Annotated in this window: 10 protein-coding genes, 1 pseudogene and 1 riboswitch; of the genes and pseudogenes, 6 read left to right on the forward strand and 5 right to left on the reverse strand. The window is 66.4% G+C overall.

Annotated elements, in window-relative coordinates; translation table 11 throughout:
• Positions 1 to 53: 53 nt before the first annotated feature.
• The 4 genes from EGJ34_RS09310 (at position 54) to EGJ34_RS09325 (ending at position 11992) form a co-directional block, all read left to right on the forward strand.
• Positions 54 to 3698 carry an autotransporter domain-containing protein gene (locus tag EGJ34_RS09310; RefSeq protein ID WP_125360217.1) on the forward strand — a complete coding sequence of 1215 codons (3645 nt, stop codon included), beginning with the start codon at positions 54 to 56 and terminating at the stop codon, positions 3696 to 3698.
• Positions 3699 to 3959: 261 nt separating this feature from the next.
• Positions 3960 to 7046 carry an autotransporter outer membrane beta-barrel domain-containing protein gene (locus tag EGJ34_RS09315; protein ID WP_125360218.1) on the forward strand — a complete coding sequence of 1029 codons (3087 nt, stop codon included), beginning with the start codon at positions 3960 to 3962 and terminating at the stop codon, positions 7044 to 7046.
• Between the two features lie 207 nt (positions 7047 to 7253).
• Complete coding sequence (locus EGJ34_RS22850) at positions 7254 to 10901, forward strand: autotransporter domain-containing protein (RefSeq protein ID WP_125360219.1); 3648 nt, start codon at positions 7254 to 7256, stop codon at positions 10899 to 10901.
• A 137-nt stretch (positions 10902 to 11038) separates the two neighbouring features.
• A complete protein-coding gene (locus EGJ34_RS09325; RefSeq protein ID WP_125360220.1) occupies positions 11039 to 11992 on the forward strand; it encodes a Nudix family hydrolase in 954 nt (317 codons plus the stop codon).
• Positions 11993 to 12016: 24 nt separating this feature from the next.
• Here the strand turns inward: EGJ34_RS09325 and EGJ34_RS09330 are convergent, their stop codons facing one another.
• Both EGJ34_RS09330 and metF read right to left on the reverse strand, forming a co-directional pair.
• On the reverse strand, positions 12017 to 12625 hold the full coding sequence (locus EGJ34_RS09330) for a DUF4124 domain-containing protein (RefSeq protein WP_125360221.1): 609 nt from the start codon (positions 12623 to 12625) through the stop codon (positions 12017 to 12019).
• Positions 12626 to 12679: 54 nt separating this feature from the next.
• On the reverse strand, positions 12680 to 13507 hold the full coding sequence (gene metF, locus EGJ34_RS09335) for a methylenetetrahydrofolate reductase [NAD(P)H] (RefSeq protein ID WP_125360222.1): 828 nt from the start codon (positions 13505 to 13507) through the stop codon (positions 12680 to 12682).
• Positions 13508 to 13608: 101 nt separating this feature from the next.
• Here metF and EGJ34_RS09340 point away from each other — a divergent pair, with 101 nt between their 5' ends.
• Complete coding sequence (locus tag EGJ34_RS09340) at positions 13609 to 14166, forward strand: DUF3228 family protein (RefSeq protein WP_125360223.1); 558 nt, start codon at positions 13609 to 13611, stop codon at positions 14164 to 14166.
• A 10-nt stretch (positions 14167 to 14176) separates the two neighbouring features.
• Here EGJ34_RS09340 and ybaK read toward each other — a convergent pair whose 3' ends face one another.
• From ybaK to ahcY, 3 genes are all read right to left on the reverse strand, one after another.
• On the reverse strand, positions 14177 to 14653 hold the full coding sequence (ybaK, locus tag EGJ34_RS09345) for a Cys-tRNA(Pro) deacylase (protein WP_125360224.1): 477 nt from the start codon (positions 14651 to 14653) through the stop codon (positions 14177 to 14179).
• A gap of 105 nt (positions 14654 to 14758) precedes the next feature.
• Positions 14759 to 15310: a hypothetical protein gene (locus EGJ34_RS09350; protein WP_125360225.1), complete on the reverse strand. Its 552-nt coding sequence runs from the start codon at positions 15308 to 15310 to the stop codon at positions 14759 to 14761.
• 148 nt (positions 15311 to 15458) lie between these two features.
• Positions 15459 to 16904: an adenosylhomocysteinase gene (ahcY, locus tag EGJ34_RS09355; RefSeq protein WP_125360226.1), complete on the reverse strand. Its 1446-nt coding sequence runs from the start codon at positions 16902 to 16904 to the stop codon at positions 15459 to 15461.
• A 63-nt stretch (positions 16905 to 16967) separates the two neighbouring features.
• Positions 16968 to 17053: riboswitch (S-adenosyl-L-homocysteine riboswitch) on the reverse strand.
• Positions 17054 to 17179: 126 nt separating this feature from the next.
• On the opposite strand from ahcY, the pseudogene EGJ34_RS09360 reads away from it, so the two are divergent.
• Positions 17180 to 18236, forward strand: a pseudogene (locus tag EGJ34_RS09360) (S9 family peptidase); the annotation flags it as partial.

An 18236-nucleotide genomic window follows, 5' to 3' on the forward strand; every position in this document is an offset into this window, starting at 1 on the left:
GGCACCACGGGGAGTGGGCACCGCGCCTTTCGAGTCGCAAAACAAGGAGTTTCATGAACAGGATCTATCGCCTGGTGTTCAACCACGCCACCGGTCAGACGCAGGTTGCGTCCGAGCTCACCTCCAGCCATGTGTCGCCCGCAGGCGTTACCGGCAGCCCACGCCGGCATACCGCCCTGGCGGCGGCCCTGCTGACCGCGCTGGTGTCCGCAGGTGCGACGACGACGGCATTCGCGCAGTCGTACCCCTACACCACCAATGATTCGATCACCGGGCTCGTGGAGCATCCGAATGGCTTCACCGTCGGCGATAACAATGCGGTCACGGTCGACATCCTCTCCGGCGGCGATCTGAGTGGCGGCACTGCCGTGGTGCTGGGCACCAACGTCGGTGGCACCGGCACGATCAACGTCGGTACTGCATCGTCCAAGCTGCAGGTCCTCAATGGACCGATGTACGTTGGCCTGCGCGGCACCGGTGTGCTCAATGTGGTTGACGGTGGTAAGGCAACCGTGGCCGGCGTGCTCTCGCTCGGCTATCAGGAAAGCGGGCGCGGCACGGTCACGGTACGCGGCAGCGGTTCGCAGCTGAGCGCCGGGGCCATCGACGTCGGCGTGGAGGGCGACAGCACGCTCAACATCACCAATGGCGGAACGGTGGTCACGTCCAGTGCCACCTCCGGCTACGGCATGCGCATTGGCGGCCCGGGCTCCGGCGGCAGCCTGCTCACAACCGCGGTCAACGTCACCACGGGCGGCACGCTGCGGGTCGACGGTGCCAACCTGGTGATTGGCCAAAGCGGCCAGGCCACCCTGACCGTGGGCGACGGCGGCGTGGCCAACGTGGGGGCAAACCTTCTGGTCGGTACCGGGGGTGCCGGCTTCCTCACGGTGAGCGGAGGCGGCACGGTAACCGCGGCGGGCGCGCTGGTCGTGGGAGGCGCGGCCAACAGTGTCGGCCAGCTCACTGTTTCCGGTGCCGGTGCGTCGGTCACGGCGGACAGCATGCAGGTGTCCAACGTTGGCATCGGGGTGGTGGCGGTGGAGAACGGCGGTCAGTTGACCGTCACCAATGGACTGACCACAGATACAGCCGGTGGCACCAGCAGTACCTTGACCGTCACCGGCGCCAACTCGAAGCTGAAGGCCGGAACGCTTGAGGCGGGAACGCTCTTTCTTGGGGACGGTGCGGTGCTGGAGACCGGCAGTGCGACCATCAAGGACCCACGCGAGGTGCTGCCGACCGGTCAAACCAATAACGCGCTGAGCATGTCCGGCACCGGCACGCGCTGGGACAACACCGGCGACCTGCGCCTGCAGGCGCGCGCTGACATCTCTGGTTCCGCTCACATCACCACGGGCAACCTTGTGGTCAGCGGTGGTGTCAATTCTTCCAACGGCAGTCCCAATGCGACCGAAGACCGCGTTCTGGTAAGCGGCAGCGGCACCCTCGTCAGCGCCAGCGGCGACATCAGCGTGGGCACCTCCGGCAGCGAACCGTATGGTCTGCTGGTCGCCGCCAACCGGGCGCGCATCGAGGCCGGCAACGCGTACAACCTGGGCGAGAATGGCTTCGTGGCCCTCGGCGGTACCGGCCACTCCTGGAGCTCGGCCGCGCGTTCGTTGACCTGGGACGCGGCCACCGTTGCCGGTGCCCTGTCTGGTGCTCCGATCAACATGGCGTTCAATTCGGGCGGTCTGGTGTTCAACCACACCGGCGACATCAGCCTCGCCAATACCATTGCCAGCGACACCAGCGGCAGCGACTGGACCGGTGGCCGCCTGATCAACGTTGCCGGCAACACCACGCTGACCGGTGACCTCAGTGCGTTCGGTGGCGACGTCGACGTGCGGGCCGGCACGCTGGTCATCAATTCCAACATGTACACCGGGCAGGGCTTCAACAGTGCCGCACCGGCCCCGCAGCAGGTGATCGATATCTCCGGCGGCAAGCTGGTGCTCAACGGTGAAGCCGGCTTCCGGCACACCTACAGCGTGGGTGGGGCAACGGCCAGCGAGCGCACCTCGATGGTGACGGTGCGCAACGGCGGCATCCTGGCCGGCAATGCCACCGTTGGCCAGACCACCGTGACCAATGGCGGCGTGCTGTCGCCGGGCAACAGCCCCGGCACCCTCACCATCGACGGCGACCTGCTCTTCAACGCCGGCGCGTCCTCGGCGGCCGAGGTGGCGTCGGCGGCGTACTACGACGTCGAGCTGCTCGGAAACGGCGAGTCCGACCTGGTGCAGGTGAATGGCCGCGCCGTCATTGGTCGCAGCTCCAACTTCGGCTGGACCGGTGACGCGGCCATGCGCATCACGGGACTGGACCCGGCCATCAGCTACCAGAACGGCCGCACCTACAACGTGCTCAGCGCCGCAGAGGGCGTGGTCGGTGGCTTTGACAGCGTCACCTCGAACTCCGCCTTCATCACCCCCACGCTGACCCAGAACGGTGATCAGCTGGTGCTGACCATCGCGGTGAACGGTGGTGGCACCGATCCCGGCAATCCAGGGAATCCGGGTGAACCGGGCACGCCGGGCAACCCCGGTACGCCGGGAACTCCGGGTGAGCCGGGTACCCCCGGCAATCCGGGCACCACCCCGCCGCCGCCGGAAGTGTTCAACCCGGTCGCGACCAATCCCAACCAGCAAAACGTGGCCAACGGCCTCAACAGCCTGCAGCAGTCCGGCGAATCGCTGGCCTTGTACAACGAACTGCTGATGCTGGACGCGGAACAGGCGCAGCAGGCGTTCAACGAGCTGTCGGGCGAAAGCCATGCCAGCAACCGCGCCATGCTGCTGGATGACCGCTTCCTGCGCGACGGCATTGCCCAGCGCCTGCGCCCGGACCCGACCATGGCCGAGTATGGCCCGTCGCTGTGGCTGGCCGGCAGCAGCACCTCGCGCCGGCAGGACGCCAACGAGATGGCCGCGCGCACCCGCGACGAGCGCCACGGTGCGATCGTGGGCATGGACTGGAGCTTCGGCGAAGGCTGGAAGTGGGGCGTGGCCGTGGGTCCGGAAAAGCTGCGCCAGCGCGTCAGCGACCGCAACAGCACCACCGATGTCGACGCCATTCATGGTGGTCTGTATCTGGGCTGGCAGGGCGCGGAGTTCTCGTTCCATGCCGGTGCCAGTTACGCCGACTACGACGTGGAGACCGAACGCAGTGTCGGTGCCGGTTACGGCTGGGCACAGCGCCTGGACAGCAGCTACAGCGCCAATGCGGTGTCCGCGTTCGCCGAGGCTGGCTGGAACATCGATCTCGACCCGCTGGTCCTGACCCCTTACCTCGGCCTGTCCTACACCCGTCTGGACACCGATGCGGTGCAGGAAACCGGCGGTGCCGCGGCACTGGCCGTGGAAGCGCGCAAGGATGATGCGTGGACCGCCACCGCCGGCCTGCGTGCCGGCTGGCAGCTGGGTGATGACCGTGGCATCGCCACCCGTCTGGAAGCCGGATTGGCGTGGCAGCACAGCGGTGGCGATCTGCCCGAAACGCGCGGCCGCTTCGTGGCCGGCACCAGCAGCTTCACCGTGCAGGGCCTGCCGCTGGCACGCAACGTCGGCGTCGCTGAGCTGGGCGTTTCGATCAAGCCGACCGACAACAGTCGCCTGGCGCTGATGGCGCAGGGGCGCAGCGGTGACGGCCAGAGCGAATTCGGCGGGCAGCTGAGCTTCAACCTGATGTTCTGATCGGCTTCACTGTCACACGCTGCATTGAAAGGGTCCCGCGAGGGGCCCTTTCCTTTTGTGCTTCTGTATGCAAGTTCCGACGATTACGTGGCAACGCGGGCCTTCCCTACGCGGCGTTCGTAATAGTTTCAAAGGCGAAAGTTCATCGGAAATTTAACGTTTGCATCCTGCCCTGCACGCCGTGCAGCGAAGGCAGATGCCACGCGCAGCACCGGTTGCAGATCACGGACGCGCTGCGCTTCAACGTTATCAGGGAGCACCATGAACCACCGCCATCACCCCCGTTCGATCACGCCGCTGTGTGCGGCCGTGCTGGTCGCACTCGGCCTCACTACCACACCACACGCGGTGCGTGCCGCAGCGCACGAGTACACCGCCGATGAGACCATCACCGAGGAACGGAACCACCAACAGGGCTTCAAAGCCGGTATCGACACGCCGGTGGTGCTGGACATCACCGGCAGCGGTCATCTGAAAAACGGCGGGCCGGTCGATCTCGGTGTCAATCAGGATGGCCACGGGACGGTGCGTGTCACCGGCCCCGATGCGCGCTTCAGCGGCCCAGGTTCCTACTCCACTGATGTGGGGGTGTCCGGCAAGGGAACCTTCATCGTCCAGGACGGTGCCAAGGCTTTTGCGAACACATTGCGCGCAGGCGTCCACAAAGGATCATTCGGCAACATCCACGTTACGGGCGCGGGCTCCAGCGTGAAGGCCCGCTATCTGTATCTGGGACACGACGGGAATGCACTGCTGCGCATTGATGGCGGCGCGAAAGTGGACATAGAAGCCGACGTGCTTGGCGATGGAAGGTCGCCGGACTCATTTGGCACGCACCGGCGCAACACCCGGATTGAAATCTCCGGCAAGGACTCGCAGCTGAAGGCCAACAATGTAAGGATCGGCGGGCAGCTGCTGATCGAGGACGGCGGGCAGCTGCACTCCAACAAGGGGGGCGTCTACACCGCGAGCAGCGGTGCAGGTGCTGCGGTGATTACCGGCGCAGGCAGCCGCTGGCTCAACGAAACGAAGCTGGAGGTGCACACCGGGCTGGATGTGCGCGATGGCGCTACGCTGGAAACCGAATCGCTGGAGATAGCGGGCAGTCGGGCCATCAACAACACCGCCACCGACCTCACCCGCGAGCAGCTGCGCGTGACCGGCCCCGGCTCGCTGGTCAAGGCCAGCAAGGGCATCTTCATTGGCGGCTCAAACAGAGCCGGTGCCCTGACGGTCAGCGAGGGTGGTCGCGTCGAGGCCGGCGGCAAACTCGATATTGGTCCGGGTGGTTATCTGGTGCTGGGCGGGGCAATCGGCGGACTGTCGATCGAGCCGACCTGGCAGACCCCGGTGGCCGCCGGTGAACTGGATGATTCGGTCATTATCCTGCATTCGTCCTCGTTGGGGCTGGCCTTCAATCACAACGGTGACATCACCCTCGACAACACACTGCGGAGCGAGCGTGACGCGCTGCATCGCAACGGCGGCGCGTTGATCAACGTAGCCGGCACCACCACCATGACCGGTGACCTGAGTCAGTTCGGTGGGCGCGTCAACGTGCATGGCGGTACCCTGGTGTTCGATACGGACACCTATACCGATGCTACCGGCTATGATCACGTCGGCGACGCAAAACCCCGCCAGTACATGTTCGTGGATGGCGGCACACTGGTACTCAACGGTGAGGCAGGCTTCCGTTATCAGGAGCGCAAAGACGATGTGGTGTCCACATTCCGGACCGCGTGGGCTACCGCCAGCGGCACCGGTGTGCTGGCCGGCAACGGCACGGTGGGTGACACCCGCATCCACGACGGCGGCACGCTCTCACCTGGCCACCATGGCGTGGGGACGTTCAACGTCGATGGCGACCTGTACTTCAATGTCGGCGGCGTGGGGTTCGAACACGTGGATACCAAGTCCTACCTTGACGTGGACCTGCTCGCGGACGGCATGTCCGATCTGGTCAGGGTCAGTGGCGCTGCCTACATCGGACATGGCGGTGCCACGGAGGGGGAACAGGGCGACACCGGTGTGCGCGTCAATACTCTGGATCCCGCGACCAGCTACCAGGAGGGCCAGCGCTACACCATCCTGGAAGCCGAAGGCGGCATCACCGGTGGCTTCGATGACGTGGTGTCAAACTCCGCGTTCGTCACCGGCACGCTGGTGCAGACAGACAAGGCCGTGCATCTGGACGTGACGCTGATCACGCAGGACGAGTCTGGTGAGCAGGAAGCCGGGGAAAAGGGCAACCAGCCGCTCACTGTCTTCGGCCGCGTCGCCCATACCGCCAACCAGCGCGCGACCGCTACGGCATTGGATTCCCTGCAGCAGTCCGGCGATGCGCTGGCGCTGTACAACCAGCTGCTGATGCAGGACGAAGACAGTGCCCGCCGCAGCTTCGACGACCTGTCCGGCGAAGCCTATGCCAGTACCCGCGCCATGCTGCTGCGCGACGACTTCCTGCGTGCCGGCGTGCTGTCGCATCTGCGCACCGATCCTGCCGAAGTGGCCAATGGCTCCCGTGCATGGGTCACCGGCAGCGGCGATGCCCGTTCACAGCGCGGCGATGGCAATGCCGCCGCGCGGCGCGATCACAGCGAAGGACTGCTGATGGGCTATGACTTCAGCTTCGGCGAAAGCTGGACCGTGGGCGCGGCCGGCGGCAGGCAATCGATGCGTCAGCAGGTGCGCGGGCGCGGTGCAGGCAGCGAGGTCGATGCCCTGCACAGCGGTGTCTACGCCGCCTTCCGTCGCGATGCCCTGTGGTTGCGCGGCGGGGTCAGCTACGCGGACTTCGAGGTCGAGACGGATCGCGCGGTGGGCGCGGGCCAACCGTGGGAGCAGAGCCTGCGCTCGCGCTACAAGGCGCACGCAGTGTCCAGCTTCAGCGAAGCGGGTGTCGACCTGCCGTTGAACGCGATGACCCTCACCCCTTACCTGGGGCTGGCACACACCGCGCTGTCCACGGGCGGCAGTGTGGAAGGCGAGGGCAGTGCAGCGCTGTACGTGCTGCCCACGCGCGATCAGGTCTGGACCACCACCACCGGCGTGCGTGTTGCCTGGGAGACAAGTGGCGGCGAGCGCACGGGAGCAAGGATCGAAGGTGGCCTGGCCTGGCAGAACCACTACGGCGATCGCCTGGTGGACTCCACGCACGCGTTCGTCGTGGGCAGTGATGCGTTCACCGTGCGCAGCGCCCCGTTGGCGCGCAACCTGGCCGTGGCCGAGTTCGGTGTGGTGCTGCGTCCAAGCGACAGCAGCCGCGTGAACCTGTTCGTGCAGGGACACCGCGGCGGTGGCGAACGCGGCCTTGCCGCGCAGGCAAGCTGGAACCTCAGGTTCTGATCTCGCGCACTGCAACGTAGGGAAAGTCTGACGAGGTGTCAGGAAAAACCCTGATGCTGAATTGAGACGCGTCCCATATTCAGGGTTGTGTTTCGAAACTAAAGTGTCGGTCGCGTCATCTACCGTCGGTATTGACGGTTTGTGGCGCGACCGCGCTTTGCATGATGCGAATGCGCGGCTTCCTTGAGTCGCTATCCATGGAGCTTCATGAACAGGATCTATCGCCTGGTGTTCAACCACACCACCGGCCAGATGCAGGTTGCATCCGAACTCGCCAGCACGCATTCCTCTCCCGCTGCTTCCTCCACCACCGATCGGCGGCGCTCGCCGCTGTGGGCGGCCATGGGCATGGCCCTGTGCCTGTCGGCGGCCGCGCCGTCGGCGTTCGCGCAGGTGTACGAATACACCGCCGATGAGGCCATCAGCAGCGATCGCGCCTATGCCGATGGCTTCCGCGTCGGCCCGAACGGCCCGGTGACCGTCAATGTCTTCGGAACCGCGGTGCTGACCTCGCTCGACCTGGTCTCGTTAGGCACCACCGTGATCGGCAATGGCACCCTTGCGCTGGACGGACCGGGAGCCGCGCTGCGGTTAAACAATGGCGCCGCGATGCGCGTGGGCGACGCCGGCTTCGGCGCGCTGCGTCTGAGCGGCGGCAGCACCGCTGACATCTCCGGCTTCCTATCGCTGGGCTATCTGGCCGGCAGCACGGGCTCGATCGTGATTGACGGTGCCGGCTCCAACCTGACCGCACGTCGCGTGCTGGTCGGCCGCCAGGGCACCGGTACGCTGGACATCGGCAACGGGGGCTCGCTCGTCACCGACGAGCTCTACACCGTGGTCAACAACTATGGCTTGAGCATCGGCAGCGAAGCCAGCGGCACCGGCACGGTCAACGTCGGCAGTGGCGGCAGCATCCGCGTCACCGACAACAATCTGCTGGTCGGCCAGGTCGGGACCGGCACGCTCAACATCAATGCTCAAGGTACGGTCATTGCTGACCGCGGCGTGTATCTGGGCGCAGCGGCTGGTTCCAGCGGTACCGCCACGGTGAATGCCGGTGGTACGCTGCGCGCGGCGCAGGTGGTGGTAGGCAATGCGCAGAACTCCAATGGCGACATGACCGTCAGCGGCTCCAACGCGCTGGTCGAAGCCGACTCGGTATGGGTCGCTTCCAGTGGCGATGGCAGCCTGCGCGTCGACAACGGCGGCGTCGTGCGCGCCACCATCGAGGTGATGGCCGAGCGCTACAACGGCACTGGCTCGGGCGAGTTTGGACAGGCTGGCACCATCACCGTCAGTGGTGCCGGCTCGGCGATCGAAGCCGGTACCGTGCGCACCAGCAACCATCTGCTGATCGAGAACGGCGGTGCGATCCGCTCCAACGAGGCGCGCATCAAGGACAGCTACAGCGCCGCCGCGGGAACGGCGACGATCACCGGTGCCGGCTCCACCTGGGCCAACACGGGCCTGATGGACATCCGCTCCGGAGTGGACATTCTTGATGGTGGCGTGCTCAGCAGCAAAACCATCAGCGTCGCCGGTGGCCTGAACGGCATGACCAACAAGCCGGAAATCCTGCACGAACAGACCCGCGTCAGAGGTGTTGGCAGCCAACTGCTCGCTACCGATGGCATTACCGTGAGCGGCGTCATCGGCGAACCGTACGGCATGCTCAGCGTGGCCAATGGCGGCCACATCGAGGGCGGCACCGGCATCACCCTGGACAGCAACGGCTACCTGGTCATCGGAGGCGCGCTGGACCAGTGGTCGCAGACCAGCGCCGCGCCGCAGTGGCGTGCTGCAGAAGCGGCCGGCACCCTGGGCGCAGGCACGATCACGCAGTTGAATGCGGCGGGCGGCGTGGTGTTCAACCACATTGGCGACATCGCATTGGCCAACACGATCACGAGCAACAACGGCAGCGGTTCGTGGACCAGTGGAGAACTCATCAACGTTGCCGGCAATACCACCCTCAACGGTGACCTGACCGCCTTCGGCGGCCGGGTTGATGTAAGTGGTGGCGTGCTGCGCATCGATTCCGACATGTACACCGGCCAGGGCCACGCTCCGTCCAGCCAAGCTCCGCAGCAGCAGATCGAAGTGACCGGCGGCACCCTGGTGCTCAACGGCAGCAGCGGGTTCCAGCAGACCATCGACTACGGCAACAGCACCGGCATCGTACGCAGCAGTGCGGTGATGGTGCGCGGTAGCGGCGTGCTGGCCGGCAATGCCACCGTCGGTACCACCTATGTGTACAACGGCGGCACGCTGTCGCCGGGCGGCAGTGATGGCATCGGCGCGATGACCATTGACGGTGACCTGTTCTTCAACAGCGATCTGGTGCTGGGCAGCGATACCACCCAGGCCGCGACCTATGACGTGCAGCTGCTCGGCAACGGCCAGGCCGACATGCTGACGGTTACCGGCAAGGCCTACATCGGCAGCACCTCGACTGCCGGCGGCACCGGTCAGGCTCTACTGCGGGTGGGCGCGCTCGATCCGGCGACCAGCTACCAGCAGGGCCAGACCTACACCGTGCTGGAAGCGGCCAACGGCGTGCAGGGCGGCTTCGACAGCGTGCTGATCAACTCCGCGTTCCTGCAGTCGAGCATCGTCAAGGTCGGCGGCCAGGTGCTGGTGACCATCCAGGTCGACGACGCCGGCACCCCGGTGGATCCGGGCACCCCGGTTGACCCGGGCACGCCGGTCGATCCGACCAACCCGACCAACCCGGTGACCCCGCCGGTAACCCCGGTCGCTCCGGGTGGCCCGATCGTGTTCGGTCGCGTGGCCAGCACCGCCAACCAGCGCGGTGTCGCCGCCGGCCTGGATTCGCTGCAGCAGTCCGGTGAAGCGCTGGCCTTGTACAACGGCCTGCTGATGCTGGACGAAGCCAGCGCCCGCACCGCCTTCGACGAGCTGTCCGGTGAAGTGCATGCCAGCAGCCGTGGCCTGTTGCTGGAGGACCGTTTCCTGCGTGATGGCGTGGCCCAGCGCCTGCGTTCGGGCAGCGACGCCGACGGTGTGTCGGCGTGGCTGGCCGGTGCAGGCAACAGCTCGCGTCGCGACAGCGACGGTACCGCCGCACACGTGCGCCAGCACAGCGAAGGCCTGATGGCCGGTGCCGACTGGAGCCTGGACAGCCGCTGGACCTTCGGTGTGGCGGCCGGTAGCGAGTCGCTGCGCCAGCAGGTCAACGGCCGTAACGCCGAGAGCGAAGTCGATGCCGTGCACGCGGGCCTGTACGCCGGCTTCCGCGGCGAGGCGCTCTGGGTCAACGGTGGGCTGACCTATGCCGACTACGAGCTGGATACCCAGCGCGCGGTAGGTGCGGCACACGCCTGGTCGCAGACCCTGCGCAGCCGCTACGACGCCGACGCCGCTTCGGCCTTTGCCGAAGCCGGTTGGGATGTCGAGCTGGAGCGTCTGACCCTGACCCCTTACGTGGCCCTGGCCTACACCCGCCTGTCCACCGACGCGGCGGTGGAACAGGGGGGCAGCGCGGCGCTGGCCGTGGACGCCAGCAAGGACGAGGTCTGGACCACCACCGCCGGCGTCCGTGCGGCGTGGGACATCAGCGGGGGCCAGCGTGACGCGGCCCGCCTGGAAGCCGGGCTGGCCTGGCAGAACGCGGCCGGCGAACTGCGTGCCGATTCGCGCAATCAGTTCGTGGTCGGCAGCGATGCCTTCACCGTGTACGGCCTGGCGCTGGCCCGCAATGTGGGCATCGCCGAACTGGGCGTCTCGCTCAAGCCAACCGACAACAGCCGCCTGTCGCTGCGTGCGCAGGGCCGTGCGGGAGACGGCCAGCGAGAGTTTGGTGCCCAGCTGAACTGGAACGTCTCGTTCTGATGTAGTGCCGGGCCATGCCCGGCAACGGGGCATCGCCCCGCCTCAACGAAGGGTCCCGCAAGGGGCCCTTCGTCTTTTCCGGCTCCCCTCGCGCCCCGCCATTGCGCTTGTCACAACCGATTGGGCATGCTGGGGCCATGTCATCCCCCACGCGCTCCATTCATGTGGTTGCGGCCGTCATCACCGACGCCCGAGGCCGGATCCTGCTCAACCGTCGCACCGAGAATCGCGACATGGCCGGTTTATGGGAATTTCCCGGCGGCAAGCGCGAAGCCGGCGAGACCTCCGAAGCGGCGCTGGTGCGAGAGCTGCGGGAGGAGCTTGGTATCGAGGCACAGGTCGGCGACTGGCTGATGGAGGTGCCCCAGCTCTACCCGGACAAGCACCTGCGTCTGGAGGTGCGGCACGTACGCAGCTGGAAGGGCACGCCGCGCGGACGCGAGGGACAGGCCATCACCTGGGTGGCACCTGACAAGCTGGCGCGCTATTCGATGCCTCCGGCCGACCTGCCGGTGGTCGCCGCACTGCGCCACCCCGACCGCTATCTGATCACGCCCGAGCCCGACGCCGACGACGAGGCCGCGCACCAGCGCTGGTACACGCGGCTGGCCCAGGCGCTGGAGGCTGGCGTGCGCCGTGTGCAGCTGCGTACCCCGGACAGCCCTGCGCGGATCGCACTGGCCGAACAGGCCATCGGCAAGCACCGGCAGGGCGTGCAGTGGCTGCTCAACCGCGACATCGATCTGGCCCAGCGGCTGGGCGTCGGCGTGCATCTGGGCGGCGAGCAGCTGATGCAGCTGAGCGAGCGCCCGTTGCCGGCCGGCCACCTGGTGGCCGCATCGTGCCATGACCTGGAGCAGCTGCAGGCTGCGCAACGGCTGGGGTGCGATTTCGTGGTGCTGGGGCCGGTACAGGCCACTGCCAGTCACCCGCAGGCCACCCCGATGGGCTGGGAAACATTCGACACCCTGCGCGCGCAGGTGTCGCTGCCGATCTACGCGCTGGGCGGGCTGGACGTGAATGACCTCGCCCAGGCCAGAAGGCACGGCGCACAGGGCATCGCCGCAATCCGCGGGTTCTGGCCCGGGTAGAGCAGGGCTTGCCCCGCTGCCGGGCTACAACGTGATCCAGAAGCACCCGTACTGCCGCCGCAACCCGAACACCGTGCGCGACGGCGTGGCGCTGTTGCCAAGGGTCTGTTCCAACCGCAGTCCCACCGGTCGCGGCCGGCTCGGCGCAGCCAGCGTCACCTCGGCTGGCGCTGCGCCGGTACTCCCCGCTGTCGCATCCGGATCCGGCGGCAGGATCAGTGGCTCAGCCGGTTCGGCCACGCTAGGGTAGACCGGTGCGATATCCACCAAGGGCCGCCGCACCACCGATTCCAGCCGCCCGATGATCTGGTTGGCGGTGGCGTTGGAAACGTTGCCCCACAGGTAGATCGACGACAGCCGGTTCACGTCCTGCAGGCTTACGGCCTGGCGGATCTGTTCAGTCAGTTCGCTCAGACGCCGGGCGCAGCCCGCGCGATAGATGCCCGTGTTGCCCACCGACGGCTCACCGCGCGGCGTTCGTGCGGTCGCCCCGACCGCATCGCAGCTGCGGTCGGTAAACACGGTTTCGCCCTGCGCGTTGGTGCAGCGGTTCACGCGTTGCGCCTGCGCGCCGGCCACAGGAGCCAGGATCAGCAGAGCGCAGGACAGCGACAGCAGGGCAGGCAGTTTCATCGCAGCAGGGTAGCGGCGATCGCGTGATCTGCAAGCGTTGGTCGCGCGTCGCGTTCAGCGACCCAGCAGCTTCAGCACCTGGGTGGTGGGGCGGGCCAGGTTGAGCGTGTAGAAATGCAGGCCCGGCGCGCCGCCGTCGACCAGCCGCTGGCACAGCTGGGCCACCACCTCGGCCCCGAACTCGCGCACCGCATCGGCGTCATCGCCATAGGCCTGCATTTTCTTGCCGATCCAGCGCGGAATCTCCGCGCCGCACTGCTCGGAGAACCGGCGCAGCTGGCTGAAGTTGGAGATCGGCATGATCCCGGGCACGATCGGTACCTGCACGCCAAGGCGGCGCACCGCATCGACGAAATGGAAGTAGGCGTCCGCGTTGAAGAAATACTGGGTGATGGCGGCATCGGCACCGGCGTCGATCTTGTCCTTGAAGTAGCGCAGGTCGCGCAGGGCGTCATCGGACTGCGGGTGGGTTTCCGGATAGGCCCCTACCTCGATGTGGAAAAAGTCGCCGTGCTCGGCGCGGATGAAGGCGATCAGCTCGGCGGCATAGCGCAGGTCACCGGGGTGACCCATGCCCGAGGGCAGGTCGCCGCGCAGCGCCACGATCCGCCGGCAGCCGATCGCGCGATAGAGCTTGAGCAGTTCACGGATCTCCTCGCGGCTGCCTCCGACACAGGACAGGTGCGGTGCCGCGTCAAAGCCATGGTGCTGCTTGAGGTGGCGCACCGTTTCGGAGGTATAGCTGAGCGTCGAGCCGCCAGCTCCGAAGGTACAGGACACATACTCGGGGCCGTAGCCTTTCAGCCGGGACGCGGTACGGTCCAGCTGGGCGCGCTGGTCATCGGTCTTGGGTGGATAGAACTCGAAGCTGATGGCAGTCATGGGCGGCGGCGGCGGCGGCAACGGGTATGGATGAATAATATCGCTTCATCGCGATGAATGTAAAATCGTATCCACGGGCCGTGCCGGTTAGGCTATCGGGCATGTCGATCATCCTTACTGAATTCGCCCGTCCCCGCCTGTTCCCCCGCATCCCGCGCGGCAACACCATCCAGGACTGTACTGCCGAACAGTTCCAGGCCCACCTCAACGCCCATGCGCCGTTCAAGGTGCTTGATGGCTACGCGCCGTTCTGCAAGCTGTACGTGTACGAGAACTGGACCAGCACCCGCTGTCTCACCGTGCCGATCACCGATGCCAACCGTCACCAGCTGCGCACGGGCTACGAGGCGCGCAACCGCGAGGAACTGCCGGTCCTGGTGCGCTGGTTCGAGGGCGTGGAAAGCCCGCGTGCGAACTACCTCGTGGTGATCCTGTACAGCGCCGCGCAGCTGGCCAGGGAGGGTTCGCCGATCGACGCCGACTGGGGCATCGTCGGCTGCATCTACACCGCCGAACCGGAAGAGGTGCCGATGGCCCCGATCACCATGATGCGCAATGCGCTCGGGGTGGAAGAAGGCGGCTCAGGCGTGCCGCTGGACCGCGAGGCGTACCAGAAAGCGGTGGCCTTCTGGGAGGCCAACGCCAATTGGCGGCCTTGAGGGCGTGGTTCTACGACCGGGGTTTTCCGATGCCGGCGAAGACGGCTCCGGTCAGTGCAACCAGGTCTGCCGGTGCCAGCGCCACTTCCAGTCCACGTCGTCCGGCGCTGACATGCACGGTGTCCAGCAGACCTGCGCTGTCGTCCACGAACGTCCGATGTTTCTTCTTCTGCCCCAGCGGACTGATGCCGCCGACCAGATACCCGGTCGCGCGCTGCGCCGCCGCCGGGTCCGCCATCTCGCACTTCCGGCACCCCGCAGCCTCGGCCAGCGCCTTCAGGTCCAGCGAACCGCTCACCGGCACGATCGCCACCAGCAGTTCGTGGCGTTCGGTGGATGCCAGCAGGGTCTTGAACACCTGGGCAGGATCCAGCCCAAGTGCCTCTGCTGCCTCGCCTCCATAGGAATCGGCACCAGGCGCATGGGTGTAGGACAGCACCCGGTGGGTGATCCTGTGCTGCTTCAGTAGATTGATGGCGGGGGTCATGACCGCAGGTTCGGCGGGAGTACCGGCATCGTAGCGCCGTCACGGTGCTGATGTGCCGAGCGGGCACCGAAATGCCCGCTCGCCCGCTCATGCAGGGCTGTGAGATCAATAGTTTCCCATCAGGCTCTCGATGCTCGATCCGCACTCCGCGCTGTCGGCATCCGCGAAGCCGGAGGCCTTGGCGAGTGCGACGCCTGCGGCTTCCGCACCGCTGTACTCGGCTGCTGTGACTTTCCAGGCGTTGCCTTGAGCGGCGTGTGCAGCAGGCGGCTTCAACTGCTGGCCGGAATCAGCAGCGTAGACCATGCAGTAGAACGTCTTCCCGCTGGATGTCGGCGCAGCTGCCGGGGCGACCGGGGCTGTCGGTGTCGCCGGCGCTGATGCTGCAGGACTGGGCCCCGCCGCCGGCGTACATTCGGCTCGGGTCAGCACCACGCCCTTCTTGTACTGGGCTCCCTTCTTCAACGCACCGGCTTCGGCGGCCTTGAGGTCGGCGGCGGTGATGGCGTACGCACCGTCTGCGGTGGACGTTTTTTCCAATTTGGAGCCATCGGCACCGGAATAAACCAGGCAGCGGAAATCGGCAGCGTGAGCGGTTGACAATAAACCGGTGCCGCACAGCATCAGCAGTACGGCAAAAACCTGTTTGATGTTCATTGGAAAGTCTCCGGAATGCATCCAGATATTTCCCCCGCGCGCCGATCATCCGAGCGGCCTTGTGAGGGTCGCGTGCAGAACAGAACGGGCACCCGAAGGTGCCCGTTGGATCACGCTGCTGCCAGCCAGCGGCCGGCACTACCAGACATCAGTAGCGGTAATGATCCGGCTTGAACGGACCTTCCACCGGCACGCCGATGTAGTCGGCCTGTTCCTGGGTCAGGGTGGTCAGCTTCACGCCGATCTTCTCCAGGTGCAGGCGCGCCACTTCCTCGTCCAGCTGCTTGGGCAGCAGGTACACCTTCTTCTCGTAGGTGTCCTTGTTCGCCCACAGGTCGATCTGGGCCAGGGTCTGGTTGGCGAAGCTGTTGGACATCACGAAGCTCGGGTGGCCGGTGGCGCAGCCCAGGTTGACCAGGCGGCCTTCGGCCAGCAGGAAGATCGCGTTGCCGTTCGGGAACACGTACTTGTCCACCTGCGGCTTGATGTTGATCTGCTGCACGCCCGGGTAGGCGACCAGCGCATCGACCTGGATCTCGTTGTCGAAGTGGCCGATGTTGCAAACGATGGCCTGGTCCTTCATCGCGCTCAGGTGTTCGATGCGGATGATGTCCTTGTTGCCGGTGGTGGTGACGTACAGGTCGGCACGGCCCAGGGTCGATTCAATGGTGTTGACTTCAAAGCCTTCCATCGCCGCCTGGAGCGCGCAGATCGGGTCGATTTCGGTGACCACCACGCGCGCGCCATAGGCACGCAGCGAAGCGGCGCAGCCCTTGCCCACGTCGCCGTAGCCGCAGACCACGGCCAGCTTGCCGGCCAGCATCACGTCCATGGCGCGCTTCAGGCCGTCGGCCAGCGACTCGCGGCAGCCGTACAGGTTGTCGAACTTGCTCTTGGTGACCGAGTCGTTGACGTTGATTGCCGGAATCAGCAGGGTGCCTGCCTGCGCCAGCTGGTACAGGCGGTGCACACCGGTGGTGGTTTCCTCGGAAACGCCCTTCCAGTCCTTGACCACGCGGCCCCAGTAACCCGGGCGCTCGGTGGCGACGCGCTTGAGCAGGTTCTTGATCACCTGTTCTTCGTGCGAACCCGACGGGGTGTTGACCCAGTCGCTGCCGTTTTCCAGCTCATAGCCCTTGTGGATCAGCAGGGTGACGTCACCGCCGTCGTCCACCACCAGCTCCGGACCGGTCAGGGTGCCGTCGGCCAGGGTGAAGGTCAGCGCGTCCAGGGTGCAGTCCCAGTACTCTTCCAGGGTTTCGCCCTTCCAGGCGAACACCGGGGTGCCGGTGGCGGCGATGGCCGCAGCGGCATGGTCCTGGGTCGAGAAGATGTTGCACGACGCCCAGCGCACGTCGGCGCCGATGTCCTTCAGGGTTTCGATCAGGACAGCGGTCTGGATGGTCATGTGCAGCGAGCCGGTCACGCGCACGCCCTTCAGCGGCAGGCTGGCGGCGTGCTTGCGGCGGATCGACATCAGGCCCGGCATTTCGTGCTCGGCGATGTCCAGCTCCTTGCGGCCCCAGTCGGCCAGGGAGATGTCGGCAATCTTGTAATCACCTTCGGTGGAGAAGGTCTTGGCAACAGCGTTCATTGAAAGCTCCGGTAATGGCATCGCCGGTGGGTGACGACCGTTGGTCGTCACACATGACAATGCGTCAGCCGGGCGCCGTTGGAACCATCCAGGCCACCGAGCCTGGCCGTCCAGGCAAAGCCGGTCCGGTCGCAGCGCCCCTCGGTGAAGGAGGCCGCCATTATATCCGGTCACGCTGCAATGGCATGAAACACCGCGTTCCCCAACCATCGGCAGGGGGGCGGGGCCACAGCCCCCTGTTAAGGTCCAGTGTTCACCTACAACAGGAACGCACGATGGCACGCAGTGAACGTGGGCGCAGGGCGCGCTGGAACCGCCTGATCATGGGCGCAGCGATGCTGGCCGTGGCTCCGCTGGGGCTGGCCGCGGGCGCGGGCAAGGCAACCGCCCCGCAGACCGCCGCCAGCGCGCCGCTGGCCGGTTACCAGCTGCCCTCCGCACGCCTGCAGGCGGTGGTCGATGCGCCGCGCGCGCCCACCCTGAGCCTGTCGCCGCGTCGCGACCTGGCGGCACTGCTGCAGACCCCGTCGCTGGCGGCAATCAGCGACGTGGCCCAGCCGGAGCTGAAGCTGGCCGGCGTGCGTATCCATCCGGCCACGCATTCGGCCAGCCGTTTCAGCTTCGGCAACAAGCTGTGGCTGATGAACATCGCCGACGGCAAGGAGCGTCAGATCAGCGGCCTGCCGCAGCCGCTGTCGATTGCGTCGATGGCCTGGTCGCCCGACCAGAAGTACCTGGCCTTCAACCAGGTGCAGCCGGCGACCGGCATCAACGAGCTGTGGCTGGTGGATATCGCCAGCAACAGCGCACGCAGGCTGGTAGGCAATCTCAACACCGTGTTCGGTGACGGTTACCAGTGGCTGCCGGACAGTCGTGGCCTGCTTGCCACCCTGCAGCCGGGCGGGCAGGGCGCTGCACCGGCCGCCGATGGCATCCCAACCGGGCCGGCCATCCAGCAGACCGAACCTGCGGCCGGCGTGCGCTCGCTGCGCACCTACCAGGACCTGCTGAAGAACGAAGCCGACGCGCGCCAGTTCGACTACTACGCCAGCGCACAGCCGGTGCGCGTGGCACTCAATGGCACCACCACCGCGCTGTCCGGCGCCGGCATCTACCTGGACCTGGATGTGTCGCCGGATGGCAATTACCTGCTGGCCGAGCGTGTGCTGCGTCCGTACTCCTACCAGGTGCCGGCCGACGACTTCCCGCGCCGCATTGAAGTGCTGTCGGCCGCCGACGGCTCGCTGCAGCACACCCTGGCCGAACTGCCGCTGGTGGAAGGCCTGCCCACCGGCAACGATGCCGTGCCGACCGGCGTGCGCCGGGTCAGCT

Source organism: Stenotrophomonas sp. 278, assembly GCF_003935715.1.
GTDB classification, from domain to species: domain Bacteria; phylum Pseudomonadota; class Gammaproteobacteria; order Xanthomonadales; family Xanthomonadaceae; genus Stenotrophomonas; species Stenotrophomonas maltophilia_AH.